11 protein-coding genes are annotated in these 13,633 nt (G+C 63.5%); 6 read left to right on the top strand and 5 right to left on the bottom strand.

From position 1 onward, the window contains the following. Positions 1-8: 8 nt before the first annotated feature. From gatA to AC3RCP_RS05650, 5 genes are all read left to right on the top strand, one after another. The gene (gatA, locus tag AC3RCP_RS05670) at positions 9-1,460 is read left to right on the top strand and encodes an Asp-tRNA(Asn)/Glu-tRNA(Gln) amidotransferase subunit GatA (protein ID WP_492569243.1); all 1,452 of its coding nucleotides are present in this window, start codon (positions 9-11) and stop codon (positions 1,458-1,460) included. 10 nt (positions 1,461-1,470) lie between these two features. Beyond that, a complete protein-coding gene (gene gatB, locus AC3RCP_RS05665; protein WP_087091251.1) occupies positions 1,471-2,916 on the top strand; it encodes an Asp-tRNA(Asn)/Glu-tRNA(Gln) amidotransferase subunit GatB in 1,446 nt (481 codons plus the stop codon). Between the two features lie 131 nt (positions 2,917-3,047). Then, positions 3,048-3,419, top strand: coding sequence for a septal ring lytic transglycosylase RlpA family protein (locus AC3RCP_RS05660; RefSeq protein ID WP_037035547.1), 372 nt, complete (start codon positions 3,048-3,050; stop codon positions 3,417-3,419). Positions 3,420-3,460: 41 nt separating this feature from the next. After that, positions 3,461-4,534: a calcium/sodium antiporter gene (locus AC3RCP_RS05655; RefSeq protein WP_256593481.1), complete on the top strand. Its 1,074-nt coding sequence runs from the start codon at positions 3,461-3,463 to the stop codon at positions 4,532-4,534. Next, the gene (locus AC3RCP_RS05650; RefSeq protein ID WP_038582098.1) at positions 4,531-4,911 is read left to right on the top strand and encodes a carboxymuconolactone decarboxylase family protein; all 381 of its coding nucleotides are present in this window, start codon (positions 4,531-4,533) and stop codon (positions 4,909-4,911) included. The genes AC3RCP_RS05655 and AC3RCP_RS05650 overlap by 4 nt, the downstream gene beginning before the upstream one ends. A gap of 109 nt (positions 4,912-5,020) precedes the next feature. Here AC3RCP_RS05650 and AC3RCP_RS05645 read toward each other — a convergent pair whose 3' ends face one another. The 5 genes from AC3RCP_RS05645 to kdgD all read right to left on the bottom strand — a co-directional run bounded on the left by AC3RCP_RS05645 (position 5,021) and on the right by kdgD (position 11,756). Beyond that, on the bottom strand, positions 5,021-5,962 hold the full coding sequence (locus AC3RCP_RS05645) for an AEC family transporter (RefSeq protein WP_009042175.1): 942 nt from the start codon (positions 5,960-5,962) through the stop codon (positions 5,021-5,023). A 344-nt stretch (positions 5,963-6,306) separates the two neighbouring features. Beyond that, positions 6,307-7,860, bottom strand: a complete 1,554-nt coding sequence (gene garD, locus AC3RCP_RS05640) for a galactarate dehydratase (protein WP_492569241.1) — start codon at positions 7,858-7,860, stop codon at positions 6,307-6,309. A gap of 12 nt (positions 7,861-7,872) precedes the next feature. Continuing rightward, entirely contained in the window at positions 7,873-9,234 is a 1,362-nt protein-coding gene (locus AC3RCP_RS05635; protein WP_087091246.1) for an MFS transporter, read from the bottom strand. Positions 9,235-9,331: 97 nt separating this feature from the next. After that, entirely contained in the window at positions 9,332-10,777 is a 1,446-nt protein-coding gene (locus AC3RCP_RS05630; RefSeq protein ID WP_492569239.1) for an aldehyde dehydrogenase family protein, read from the bottom strand. A gap of 67 nt (positions 10,778-10,844) precedes the next feature. Continuing rightward, positions 10,845-11,756, bottom strand: a complete 912-nt coding sequence (gene kdgD, locus AC3RCP_RS05625; RefSeq protein WP_007929937.1) for a 5-dehydro-4-deoxyglucarate dehydratase — start codon at positions 11,754-11,756, stop codon at positions 10,845-10,847. 235 nt (positions 11,757-11,991) lie between these two features. On the opposite strand from kdgD, the gene AC3RCP_RS05620 reads away from it, so the two are divergent. Further along, complete coding sequence (locus AC3RCP_RS05620; protein WP_492569237.1) at positions 11,992-13,629, top strand: phospholipase; 1,638 nt, start codon at positions 11,992-11,994, stop codon at positions 13,627-13,629. Positions 13,630-13,633 lie beyond the last annotated feature (4 nt).

Genomic DNA, 13,633 nt, shown 5'->3' with positions numbered 1-13,633 from the left:
AGCCTGCAATGCATCACATGACCCTGGCCGAGATCGCCCGCGGACTCGCCGACAAGAAGTTTTCCTCCGAAGAGCTGACCAAGACCCTGCTGGCGCGTATCGCCCAGCTCGACCCGCAGCTCAACAGCTTCATCAGCCTCACCGAAGATCTCGCGCTGCAGCAGGCCAAGGCCGCTGACGCCCGTCGCTCGAACGGTGAGAGCGGTGCCCTGCTCGGCGCGCCGATCGCCCACAAGGACCTGTTCTGCACCCAGGGCATCCGCACCAGCTGCGGCTCGAAGATGCTCGACAATTTCAAGGCGCCCTACGACGCCACCGTGGTCGCCAAGCTGGCCGCCGCCGGGACCGTGACCCTGGGCAAGACCAACATGGACGAATTCGCCATGGGCTCGGGCAACGAGACCAGCTATTACGGCGCGGCGAAAAACCCGTGGAACCTGGAACGCGTTCCGGGCGGCTCGTCCGGCGGTTCGGCGGCCGCGGTCGCTGCGCGCCTGCTGCCTGCCGCCACCGGCACCGACACCGGCGGCTCGATCCGCCAGCCGGCTGCATTGACCAACCTCACCGGCCTGAAACCGACCTACGGTCGCGTTTCGCGCTGGGGCATGATCGCCTACGCCTCCAGCCTCGATCAGGGCGGCCCGCTGGCACGCACCGCCGAGGACTGCGCGATCCTGCTGCAAGGCATGGCCGGCTTCGACCCGCAGGACTCCACCAGCATCGACGAACCGGTACCGGACTACAGCGCCAGCCTCAACGGCTCGCTGCAGGGCCTGCGCATCGGCGTACCCAAGGAATACTTCAGCGCCGGCCTCGACCCGCGCATCGCCGAGCTGATCCACAACAGCGTCAAGGAGCTGGAAAAGCTCGGCGCCGTGATCAAGGAAATCAGCCTGCCGAACATGCAGCACGCCATCCCGGCGTACTACGTGATCGCGCCGGCGGAAGCCTCCTCCAACCTGTCGCGTTTCGACGGCGTGCGCTTCGGCTACCGCTGCGAGAACCCGGCAAACCTGGAAGACCTGTACAAGCGCTCCCGTGGCGAAGGTTTCGGCAGCGAAGTGCAGCGCCGGATCATGGTCGGTGCCTACGCCCTGTCGGCCGGTTACTACGACGCCTACTACCTGAAGGCGCAGAAGATCCGTCGCCTGATCAAGAACGACTTCATGGCTGCCTTTAATGAAGTCGACATCATCCTTGGCCCGACCACGCCGAACCCGGCCTGGAAAATCGGCGACAAGAGCAGCGACCCGGTCGCTGCGTATCTGGAAGACGTTTACACCATCACCGCCAACCTCGCGGGTCTGCCGGGCTTGTCCATGCCCGCCGGCTTCGTCGACGGCTTGCCGGTCGGCGTGCAACTGCTCGCCCCGTATTTCCAGGAAGGCCGTCTGTTGAACGTTGCCCACCAGTATCAGTTGAACACTGACTGGCATACCCGCACACCAACCGGCTTCTGAGGAGAAACACATGCAATGGGAAGTCGTGATCGGGCTGGAGATTCACACCCAGCTCACCACCAAATCGAAGATTTTCTCCGGTAGCTCCACCGCCTTCGGTGCCGAGCCCAACACCCAGGCCAGCCTGGTGGACCTGGGCATGCCCGGCGTACTGCCGGTGCTGAACCAGGAAGCAGTGCGCATGGCGGTCATGTTCGGCCTGGCCATCGACGCCGAGATCGGCCAGCACAACGTGTTCGCCCGCAAGAACTACTTCTACCCCGACCTGCCCAAGGGCTACCAGATCAGCCAGATGGAACTGCCGATCGTCGGCAAGGGCCACCTGGACATCCCGCTGGAAGACGGCACGGTCAAACGCGTCGGAATCACCCGCGCGCACCTGGAAGAAGATGCCGGCAAGAGCCTGCACGAAGAGTTCAATGGCGCCAGCGGCATCGACCTGAACCGCGCCGGCACCCCGCTGCTGGAAATCGTTTCCGAGCCGGACATGCGCAGCGCCAAGGAAGCCGTGGCCTACGTCAAGTCGATCCACGCCCTGGTGCGTTACCTGGGGATCTGCGACGGCAACATGGCCGAAGGCTCCCTGCGTTGCGACTGCAACGTCTCGGTACGCCCCAAAGGCCAGGCCGAGTTCGGCACTCGCTGCGAGATCAAGAACGTCAACTCGTTCCGCTTCATCGAGAAAGCCATCAATTCGGAAGTCCAGCGTCAGATCGAACTGATCGAGGACGGCGGCAAGGTGATCCAGCAGACCCGCCTGTACGACCCGAACAAGGACGAGACCCGTCCGATGCGCAGCAAGGAAGAAGCCAACGACTACCGTTACTTCCCCGACCCGGACCTGCTGCCAGTGGTCATCGAGGACTCGTTCCTCGACCAGGTACGCGCCACCCTGCCCGAGCTACCACCGCAGAAACGCGAGCGCTTCCAGGCGCAGTTCGGCCTGTCGGTCTACGACGCCAGCGTGCTGGCCACCAGCCGCGAACAGGCGGACTACTTCGAGAAGGTCGCCAGCATCGCCGGTGACGCCAAGCTCGCCGCCAACTGGGTCATGGTCGAGTTGGGCAGCCTGCTGAACAAGCAAGGCCTGGAAATCGACGAGGCGCCGGTCTCGGCCGAGCAACTGGGCGGCATGCTGCTGCGCATCAAGGACAACACCATCTCCGGCAAGATCGCCAAGACCGTGTTCGAAGCCATGGCCAATGGCGAAGGCAGCGCCGACGAAATCATCGACAAGCGCGGCCTCAAACAGGTCACCGATACCGGCGCCATCTCCGCCGTGCTGGACGAAATGCTGGCGGCCAACGCCGAGCAGGTCGAACAGTATCGCGCCGCCGATGAAGCCAAGCGCGGCAAGATGTTCGGCTTCTTCGTCGGCCAGGCGATGAAGGCTTCCAAAGGCAAGGCCAACCCGCAGCAAGTGAACGAATTGCTGAAAAGCAAACTCGAAGGCTGACTGCAGTGTTGATGGCGGAGTTCGAAAATTCCGCCCCTGTAGGAGCGAGCGTGCTCGCGATTGCGTTGTCTCAGACAGGACGCTATCGCGAGCAAGCTCGCTCCTACTCTTGTATCTGGGGTCCCGTATTGATGAAACGCTTGCTGGGCTGCCTGGCCCTTTTCTCACTCCTGGCCGGCTGCGCCAGTCATGTCATCGACCCGCGGGGTTACGACAAGACCGGCGTCGCTTCCTATTACGGCGCCAAGCACCATGGCAAACGCACCGCCAGCGGCGAACCCTTCAACCAGCACGGCATGACCGCCGCGCACCGCGAGCTGCCATTCGGCACCCGGGTCAAAGTCACCAACCTCAATAACGACAAGAGCGTCGTGGTCCGGATCAACGACCGCGGCCCGCATACCCGTGGCCGCCTGATCGATTTGTCGCGTGCCGCCGCGCAACAGTTGGGTATGATCAGAAGCGGCACCGCCAAGGTGCGCGTGCAAGCCATCAGCGACTGACCCACGGAGCCCTGATCATTTTCGGATTAACCGATTTACCGCTGCTCAGCGTTCTCCAGTTGTTCAGTGGCCTGGTCCTGCTGGTCGCCGGCGCCGAATTGCTGGTACGCGGCGCGGTCCGCCTCGCCGCCCGCCTGCGCGTACGAGCGCTGATCATTGGCCTGAGCATCGTCGCCTTCGGCAGCAGCGCCCCGCAGATGGCCGTCAGCCTGCAAGCCACCCTGGCGGAAAACACCGATATCGCCGTCGGCAGCGTGATCGGCAGCGGCATCTTCAACATCCTGGTGACCCTCGGCCTGTCCGCCCTGATCATTCCGCTGCGGGTATCGCGCCAGCTGGTGCGGCTGGACATCCCGTTGATGATCCTCGCCAGCCTGCTGGTGTTCGCCCTGGCCTACAACGAAGAACTGACGCCCCTCGACGGCCTGATCCTGCTGGCGACCTTGATCCTCTACCTGGGGTTGCTGCTGCGCCAGTCACGGCACTCGGCGCGCCCACAGTCCCAGCAAGGTTCCGACGCACCCCGCGCGCACTGGCTGAGCAGCCTGCTGTGGATGATCGGCGGCCTGCTCCTGCTGGTGTTCGCCGGCCATCTGCTGGTCGAGGCGGCGGTGGAAGTCGCCACCGACCTGGGGCTGTCCGAGCGCATCATCGGCCTGACCATAGTCGCCGTCGGCACCTCCCTGCCGGCCCTGGCCACCTCGCTGATCGCCGCCTTGCGTGGCCAGCGCGACATTGCCGTGGGCAACGTCATCGGCAGCAACCTGTTCAATCTGCTGGGAGTCCTGGGTTTCACCGCCCTGGTGGCGCCGACGCCCTTGTCGGTATCGCCCAATGCCGTGGACTTCGACCTGCCGGTGATGCTCGGTGTCGCCGTGCTGTGCCTGCCGGTGTTCTATTCGGGTTATCGGGTCACCCGCGCCGAAGGCCTGCTGTTTCTCGGCCTGTACCTGGCCTACGGGCTGCACGTGGTGTCCTTCACCACCGGCATGCCACTGGCTGGCAAGCTGGAAGACCTGATGTTGTTTTTCGTCCTGCCAGTGCTGGTGGCGTTCCTGCTGTTCAGTTCGCTGCGGGCCTGGCGCCGCCAACATAAAAAAGGGGAAACGCAATGACCGAGAATAAAAAGCAGGGCGTGGAAATGCGCCGCCAGGTGATGGGCGATGCCTTTGTCGATCGCGCCCTGGGCAACGCCACCGAGTTCAGCCAGCCGCTGCAGGACTTCGTCAACGAACATGCCTGGGGCAGCGTCTGGAACCGCGAAGGCCTGCCGCTGAAAACCCGCAGCCTGATCACCCTCGCCGCCCTGACCGCGCTCAAGTGCCCGCAGGAGCTCAAAGGCCATGTCCGCGGCGCCCTGAATAACGGCTGCACGGTGGAAGAGATTCGCGAGGCGCTGCTGCATTGTGCGGTGTATGCCGGCGTACCGGCGGCGATCGACGCGTTCCGCGCCGCCCAGGAAGTGATCGACACTTACCAGAAGCCGGAATAACCCTTCCCGCTGTAGGAGCGAGCCTGCTCGCGATTGGCCAAGGGCCGCTGGTGGATTCACTGCCACATCGCGGGCAATCGAGCGTCGACCGGCCGCTTCTACAAGAGCACTAGATCCACCCGCCCCACTGCAGCAGAAAGATCCCGATATTGGTGGTCACCGCCGCCATCAGCGTGGTGATGACGATGATTGCCGCCGCCAGCTGATGATTGCCATTGGCCGCCCGGGCCATGACAAAACTCGCCGCCGCAGTCGGGCTGCCGAAGTACAGGAACAGAATCCCCAGTTCCGCCCCGCGGAATCCGCAGAGCCAGGCCCCCAGGGTGGCGAGGATCGGCAGGCCGACCATTTTCACCAGGCTCGAACTCAAGGCCAGGTCGCCGCTCTCGCGCAACGCCGCCAGGGACAGGGTACCGCCGATGCAGATCAAGGCCAGCGGCAGGGTCATCTGCGCCAGGTACTGGCCAGACGTCTCCAGCCAGGTCGGCAGGCCGATCTGGAACACGGCGAAAGGCGCTGCCGCCAGGACGCTGATGATCAACGGGTTGCTGACCACGCTTTTGCAGATGCTCCACGGATCGGACTTGATCACCGGGCTGTACACCGCCAGGACGATGGTCGACAGGGTGTTGTAGAACAGGATCACCAGCGCCGCGAGAATCGCCCCGAGGGAAATCCCGTAGTCGCCATACATGCTGGCCGCGAGCGCCAGGCCGATGACCCCGTTGTTGCCGCGAAAGGCGCCCTGGGTGTAGATGCCGCGATCTTCCCGCGGGCAGCGCCAGATCGCCCAGCCCCAGGCGAAGGCAAAGCTGGCCAGGGTGGCCACGGCAAAATAGATCAGCAGCCCGGGCTTGAGCGCCGAATGCAGGTCGGCATGCAGAATCCCGAGAAACAGCAGCGCCGGCATGGTGACGTTGAACACCAGGGCCGACGCTGTGTGGATAAAACCGTCGTTGATCCAGCCGATGCGCTTGAGCAGCACACCGAGAAACAACATGGCGAATACCGGCGCGGTGATATTCAGCGTTTCGAGAAAAATGGCCAGCATGCCGGGTCAACCTTGAACCTGTCGTTAGGCGGCTAATGATAAGCCAGCCCGCGCGCTTAAGCCCGATGGATTTGCCCTAACCGCAAGCTGATCCATCGGGCCGCAGGCGTTCGCGGCCATCCAAGGCCACGCCCGCGCCACGCCCGATCGCAGCCTGCACAGCACCACCATCCACCCACGCCCAGCACAACCCTGTAGCCGCTGCCGAAGGCTGCGATAGGTCCGCAGGACCTCCAGCGATTTCAAAAGCCACGCCCGCTCCGCGGTCGATCGCAGCCTGCGGCAGCGGCTACCCGGATTGCGACCTGCCATTCAACCGAGCCCAGCACAAACCCTGTAGCCCGTCAGGTGATCGGCGCCGGATTGAACAAGGTGATGTCGTTGTGCAGCTTGTGCCGTTCGGCCCAGGTCTGCTGCTTGCCACTGGCCACGTCCAGGTAGAAGTGGAACAGCTCCCAGCCCAGCTCTTCGATACTCGCCCGCCCGGTGGCGATGCGCCCGGCATCGATGTCGATCAGGTCCGGCCAGCGCTGAGCCAGTTCGGAGCGGGTCGAGACCTTGACCACCGGCGCCATCGCCAGCCCGTAAGGTGTGCCACGCCCGGTGGTGAACACATGCAGGTTCATCCCCGCCGCCAGCTGCAAGGTGCCGCAGACAAAGTCGCTGGCCGGCGTCGCGCAGAAGATCAGGCCCTTGCGGGTAAAGCGCTCGCCCGGCCCCAGCACGCCATTGATCGCGCTGCTGCCGGACTTGACGATGGACCCCAGGGACTTCTCGACGATGTTCGACAACCCGCCCTTCTTGTTGCCCGGCGTGGTATTGGCGCTGCGGTCGGCCTCGCCCTTGGCCAGGTAGCGGTCGTACCAGTCCATCTCGCGCACCAGCTCCCGGGCCACTTCTGTGGATTCGGCGCGGGAAGTCAGCAGGTAGATGGCATCGCGCACCTCGGTGACTTCGGAAAACATCACCGTCGCGCCGGCCCGCAGCAACAGGTCCGAGGCATAGCCCAGGGCCGGGTTCGCGGTGATTCCGGAAAAGGCATCACTGCCACCACATTGCATACCGAGGACCAGCTCCGAGGCCGGCACGGTTTCCCGGCGCCGCTGATCGAGCTTCTGCAAACGCACTTCGGCCAGCTGCATGATCTGCTCGATCATCTCGGTAAAACCCTGGCTGGCGTCCTGCAGGCGGTACAGCCAGGGCTCGCTGAGGTCCACCGAGCTGTCGCCTTCGTGCATCACCTGCCCGGCCTGCAACTTCTCGCAGCCCAGGCTGATTACCAGGGCTTCGCCCCCCAGGTTCGGGTTGCGCGCCAGGTTGCGCACGGTGCGGATCGGGATATAGGCATCGGTGGCGGTGATCGCCACGCCGCAGCCATAGCTGTGGGTCAGCGCCACCACATCGTCGACATGGGGATACCTGGGCAGCAGTTCGTCCTTGATGCGCTTGACCGCATGATCGAGCACCCCGGCCACGCATTGCACGGTGGTGGTAATTCCCAGAATGTTGCGTGTGCCGACCGTGCCGTCGGCATTGCGATAACCCTCGAAGGTGAAACCCTCCAGGGGTGCCTGGGCCGCCGGCACCTCGGTGGACAGCGGCAGGCTGTCCAGCGGCGGCGCGCTGGGCATGCGCAACTGCTCTTCCCTGACCCAGCTGCCGCGCAGGATCGGCTGCAAGGCATAACCGATGGCCTGGCCATAGCGGATCACCGGGTCGCCTTCGGCGATATCTTCCAGCGCCACCTTGTGGCTCTGGGGGACGAAGTCCAGGGTCACCAGGCCGTCGGCGAACGCCGTGCCTGCCGGTACGCCCTGGTCATTGACCACAACCACCACGTTGTCCCGCTCGTGCAGGCGGATGTAGCGCGGCGAATCGGAATGTTCAATCAACTGCATGACGCCGCCCCTTCAGGAATGCGCTTGGGAAAGTTGGGTCAGCTCGGGGCCGTTGCTCGGCGGCTCCTTGAGCACCACGCGCTTGATCGGGCCGACGATCACCAGGTAGCTGAACACTGCCAGCAGCGCGTTGCAGCCGACGAACACCAACGCCCATTTGAACGAGCCGGTGGAACTGATGATGTAGCCGATGACGATCGGCGTGGTGATCGACGCCAGGTTGCCGAAGGTGTTGAACAGGCCGCCGCTCAAGCCGGCGATCTGCTTCGGCGAAGTGTCGGACACCACCGCCCAGCCGAGCGCGCCCACGCCTTTGCCGAAGAACGCCAGGGCCATGAAGCCCACCACCATCCATTCGATGTCCACATAGTTGCAGGCCACGATGCTGCTGGAGACCAGCAGGCCGGCGATGATCGGCGCCTTGCGGGCGAAGGTCAGGGAATGCCCCTTGCGTAGCAGGTAGTCGGAAATCACCCCGCCAAGCACCCCACCGATAAAACCGCAGATGGCCGGCAAGGAGGCGATGAAGCCAGCCTTGAGAATGGTCATGCCACGCTCCTGCACCAGGTACACCGGGAACCAGGTCAGGAAGAAGTAAGTGATGCCGTTGATGCAGTACTGGCCCAGGTACACGCCGAGCATCATGCGGTTGGTCAGCAACTGGCGCAGGTAGTCCCATTTCGGGCCGTCGCTGCGCTTGCCTTTGCCGTCCTGGTCCATGTCGACCATGCCGCCGTTGTCGGCGATGTGCTTGAACTCGGCCTCGTTGATCAGCGGGTGCTGGCGCGGGCTGTAAATCACCTTGAGCCAGACCAGCGAGAAGACGATGCCGATCACCCCCATCACGATGAACACGTGCTGCCAGCCAAAGTGATAGACGATCCAGCCCATCAGCGGCGCGAACAGCACCGTGGCGAAATACTGCGCCGAGTTGAAGATCGCCGAAGCCGTACCGCGCTCGGCGGTGGGGAACCAGGCCGCGACAATCCGCGCGTTGCCGGGGAAGGACGGTGCCTCGGCCAGCCCCACCAGGAAGCGCAGCATGAACAACGCCACCACCGCGGTGGAAACGCCGAACTCACCGACATAACCCTGCAGCACGGTGAACAGCGACCAGGTGAAGATGCTCAGGGCATAGATTTTTTTCGAGCCGAAGCGGTCGAGCAGCCAGCCGCCGGGGATCTGCCCCGCTACATAAGCCCAACCGAATGCGGAGAAGATATAACCGAGGGTGACGGCGTCGATGCCGAGGTCTTTTTGCAGGCTGGAACCCGCGATGGCGATGGTGGCGCGGTCGGCATAGTTGATCGTGGTCACCAAAAACAGCATGAACAGGATCAGGTAGCGGACGCGAGTCGGCTTGGTCGCTTGCATATGGATGTACTCCCACTAGTTATTTTTATGCGGGTAAACATGCGTTTCATCGACCCCGCCGAGCCTCAGGCAACGGCCGGCGGGGGTACGGCGGGGCTTAGGATCCGATGTAGGAAGTCTTCACCACGGTGTAGAACTCCTGCGCGTAGCGACCTTGCTCGCGGGAACCATAGGATGAACCTTTGCGGCCACCAAAAGGTACGTGGTAATCGACGCCGGCCGTCGGCAGGTTGACCATGACCATCCCGACCTGGGAGTGGCGCTTGAAGTGGTTGGCGTATTTCAGCGACGTGGTGGCGATGCCCGCCGACAGGCCGAATTCGGTGTCGTTGGCCATGGCCAGCGCCGCCTCGTAATCAGCCACCCGTACCACGTTGGCCACCGGGCCGAAGATCTCTTCGCGGCTGATGCGCATCGAGGCCTGGCTGTCGGCGAACAGGGTCGGCGCGAGGAAATAACCTTCGGTATCGCAAGTCACCAGGCCGCCGCCGCTGACCAGCCGCGCCCCTTCGGACTGGCCGATATCGATGTACTTCAAGTCCTGTTCGAGCTGCGCCTGGGACACCACCGGACCGATATCGGTGCCGGCCCGCAGCGCATGGCCGACCTTGATCGAACCCATGCGTTCGGCCATCGCCGCGACGAACCGGTCGTGGATGCCCGCGGTGACGATCAGCCGGCTGGAAGCGGTGCAACGCTGCCCGGTGGAATAGAAGGCACTCTGTACCGCCAGTTCCACCGCCTGCTTGAGGTCGGCATCGTCGAGGATGATCTGCGGGTTCTTGCCGCCCATTTCCAGCTGCACCTTGGCCTGGCGCGAGACGCAGCTGACGGCGATCTGCCGGCCCACGCCCACGGAACCGGTGAAGCTGATGCCGTCGACTTTCGGGCTGTTGACCAGGGCATCGCCGACCAGCCGGCCGCTGCCCATCACCAGGTTGAACACCCCGGCCGGGAAGCCGGCGCGGGAGATGATTTCCGCCAGGGCCCAGGCACAGCCCGGCACCAGCTCGGCGGGCTTGAGCACCACGCAGTTGCCGTAGGCCAGGGCCGGGGCGATCTTCCACGCCGGGATGGCGATCGGGAAGTTCCACGGGGTGATCAGGCCGACCACGCCCAGGGCTTCGCGGGTCACTTCGACGTTGACCCCCGGACGCACCGACGGCAGGTAATCCCCCGACAGGCGCAGGCATTCGCCGGCAAAGAACTTGAAGATGTTGCCGGCGCGGGTCACCTCGCCGATGGCCTCGGGCAGGGTCTTGCCCTCCTCCCGGGCCAGCAGGGTGCCGAGCTCTTCGCGACGGGCGAGGATCTCGCTGCCGACCTTGTCCAGGGCATCGCTGCGCGCCTGGATACCGGAAGTCGACCAGGCCGGGAATGCATCGCGCGCCGCATCGATCGCGGCATGCACCTGAGCCAGGTCGGCCTTGGCGTATTCGCCAATGACATCGGACAACTCGGACGGGTTGATATTGGTCGAGTAGTCGGCACCGGCAAGCCATTGGCCACCGATGTAGTTATCGAAGCGTTTTACCTCTGCCACGCGCCCTCTCCTTACACAAAAGCCTTACGCAAAAGGCCGCTGATTGCTCAGCGGCCCCGGGGATGGATTACTGCGCGCCCTGGGCGTCGATCAACGCCGCCAGCGCTGCATATTCTTCCGGCAACAGGTCGGTCAACGGCGCCCGCACCGGGCCTGCGTCATGGCCGACGATGCGGGCTCCGGCCTTGACGATGCTCACGGCATAACCAGCCTTGCGGTTACGGATATCCAGGTAAGGCAGGAAGAAGTCGTCGATGATCTTGCCGACCGTGGCGTGATCTTCCCGGGCAATGGCGTGGTAGAAATCCATCGCGGTTTTCGGGATGAAGTTGAACACCGCCGAGGAATACACCGGCACGCCCAGGGCCTTGTAGGCCGCGGCGTAGACTTCGGCGGTCGGCAGGCCGCCCAGGTAGCTGAAGCGATCGCCGAGGCGGCGACGGATCGACACCATCAGCTCGATATCGCCCAGGCCGTCCTTGTAGCCAATCAGGTTCGGGCAGCGCTCGGCCAGGCGCTCCAGCAGCGGCGCGGTCAGGCGGCAGACGTTGCGGTTGTAGACCACCACACCGATCTTCACCGATTTGCACACCGCCTCCACATGAGCGGCGACCCCATCCTGGCTGGCTTCGGTCAGGTAGTGCGGCAGCAGCAACAGGCCCTTGGCCCCCAGGCGCTCGGCCTCCTGGGCGTATTCGATGGCCTGGCGGGTCGAGCCGCCGACGCCGGCCAGGATCGGCACGCTGGTGGCGCAGGTGTCGACCGCAGTCTTGATGATTTCCGAATATTCGCTGGCCGCCAGGGAGAAAAACTCACCGGTGCCACCTGCCGCGAACAGCGCCGAGGCGCCATATGGAGCCAGCCATTCCAGGCGCTTGATATAGCCCGCGCGATGGAAATCGCCCTGGGCGTTGAAATCGGTCACCGGGAAAGACAGCAGGCCGGAGGAGAGGATGGACTTCAGTTCTTGTGGATTCATTATTCGAACACCCTGGGACGCACATTGTGATGAAAAACACATCAGCCTTGGCTGAAGTTGTAAGTCATCGTACAACTTAAAAAACAATCGTCAACAGCAATTCGTCAGCCATCGCCAAAATACGCGGTAAAAAATACCTGCTTGACGAGTCAGGGTTTTGCTTTATGCTCGCAATTAACTGTATATACATACAGTTAATTTCTTGAAATACCTACGACATATCAAGGAGCTAGAAATGTCAGGTCTACACACTCAGCAGCGGGAACAGCTGCAACACAAAAGCCAGGTCGTTGCCGATCTGGACAGCCTTTTCAGCGAACGCGGCATTGCCATTTCCGGTGATGGCGACCACCTGGTGCTGATCGCCGACGGTCATCACACCATCAAGTATCACCAGCCCGGGCTCCTCCCCGCGGTACCGGGCAAAAACCTCAAGGCCCTGCCCCAGCTGCGTTTCGAGGGTGGCGAACACACCGCCATCGGCGATGCCACCCTGCTGCGTTTCGTCAAGGACGCCCCCGGCGTTCCAGCCTGGCAGGTCGAATTGCACCTGCCCAATGGCCTGGCCCTGACCTACGGCCAGGTGGTGGCGCTGGGCGGCGATTTCTACGGCATCCCCGACCAGCCGATCTGCGAAGGCGCGACGCCGGTGGATCGTTTGCAGCGTTTTACCGCCGCGTTCAACTCCCTCGCCGTGTTGCCAGCGGCCAAGGACGAGGCGAAACAGATTCTCGCGGTAATGCAGAAGGAAGTCGCCGCCGCCAACCAGGCGCTCAAGGACGGCAGGCAACCTCACGAAGCCTATGACGCCCTGGGAGATACGTTGTCCGAAGAGTGGAACAAGATCACCGGCGGCGGCAGCTTCGCCTCGGCGCTGTTCCCCCTGGGTCGCTACCTGAAGCTGGCGGCCAACAATGCCGACCATTTCGGCGAGTGGGCGCTGCTGGCCTATATCGCCGGGCACACCGCGGCCCTGCAGCAAGCGGTACTGGCGCACAAGAACGCCGACGAGAAGCAGCTGGAACTGGCCTACGCCATGAACGCCTTCGCCGATCACTTCCTCACCGACCTGTTCTCCGCCGGCCATGTACGGGTACCGCGCAAGCAACTGGCGGCGGTGGTCACGCCGAGCGATCTCGGTTCGCTGATCACCCGCTTCATGCACGACGAGGACAGCAAGTTCGGCCTCAACGTCAGCAACGCCCAGGGCGACCGCTGGCATGCCTATGGCGACAAGCGTTATTTCGACACCCTCGACAGCAACAACCGCAAGCAGGTCAAGTTGGCCGTGCAACGCTCGGCGGACGAAATCTTCGAAAGCTACCTCAGCGGTGCGGCCCCGACGCCCGGCAACTTCACGGCGCTGAAGCTGTTGCCGGACCTGAACGCGGCGAAGAGCGGCAACTTTTCACCACTGTTCGTGATGCAGGGCGACAAGGTGCTGCGACGCAGCGACGTGAACAACCTGAACGACACCAAGACCATCGACAACTGGTGGGGCTGGAGCACCTACCTGCTGCTCAAGGACTACAAGCCCAACAAGCCGGCGGGCTACCTGGAAGCACCGACGCTTGCCCCGAGCATCCAGGCCGATGGCTGGCAGAGCCAGACACCCAGCGAACCCAACTGGCTGCCCGGCAATGCCGTGCGTTATGCCTTCAGCTACACCAACGGTTTGAACGAGTCTTACATCGGCCCGTGGTCCGCCTACGCCGAACTGAGCGAGCGCTTCCAGCCAACCCTGAATGTGCCGGTGGATACCGGCGGCGGTTCCAGCGGGCGCAACATTTTCCGCCAGTTCCGCGGTGGCTCGCCGGAGCTGATCGCCTCGATCGACAAGACCGCCACCACTTACATCGACCGCAATGCCTGATAAG

The sequence above is a fragment of the Pseudomonas sp. GW822-FHT05A08 genome (assembly GCF_058800485.1).
Note: the sequence above shows the minus strand (reverse complement) of the source record. Positions and strands in the feature narration are given on the sequence as shown.

Bases quoted from the DNA above. Each gene is read 5' to 3' on its own strand.
- AC3RCP_RS05620 (WP_492569237.1), top strand. From the start codon at position 11,992: ATGTCAGGTCTACACACTCAGCAGCGGGAACAGCTGCAACACAAAAGC.
- AC3RCP_RS05660 (WP_037035547.1), top strand. From the start codon at position 3,048: ATGAAACGCTTGCTGGGCTGCCTGGCCCTTTTCTCACTCCTGGCCGGC.
- garD (WP_492569241.1), bottom strand. From the start codon at position 7,860: ATGCAGTTGATTGAACATTCCGATTCGCCGCGCTACATCCGCCTGCAC.
- gatA (WP_492569243.1), top strand. From the start codon at position 9: ATGCATCACATGACCCTGGCCGAGATCGCCCGCGGACTCGCCGACAAG.
- kdgD (WP_007929937.1), bottom strand. From the start codon at position 11,756: ATGAATCCACAAGAACTGAAGTCCATCCTCTCCTCCGGCCTGCTGTCT.
- gatB (WP_087091251.1), top strand. From the start codon at position 1,471: ATGCAATGGGAAGTCGTGATCGGGCTGGAGATTCACACCCAGCTCACC.
- AC3RCP_RS05645 (WP_009042175.1), bottom strand. From the start codon at position 5,962: ATGCTGGCCATTTTTCTCGAAACGCTGAATATCACCGCGCCGGTATTC.
- AC3RCP_RS05650 (WP_038582098.1), top strand. From the start codon at position 4,531: ATGACCGAGAATAAAAAGCAGGGCGTGGAAATGCGCCGCCAGGTGATG.
- AC3RCP_RS05635 (WP_087091246.1), bottom strand. From the start codon at position 9,234: ATGCAAGCGACCAAGCCGACTCGCGTCCGCTACCTGATCCTGTTCATG.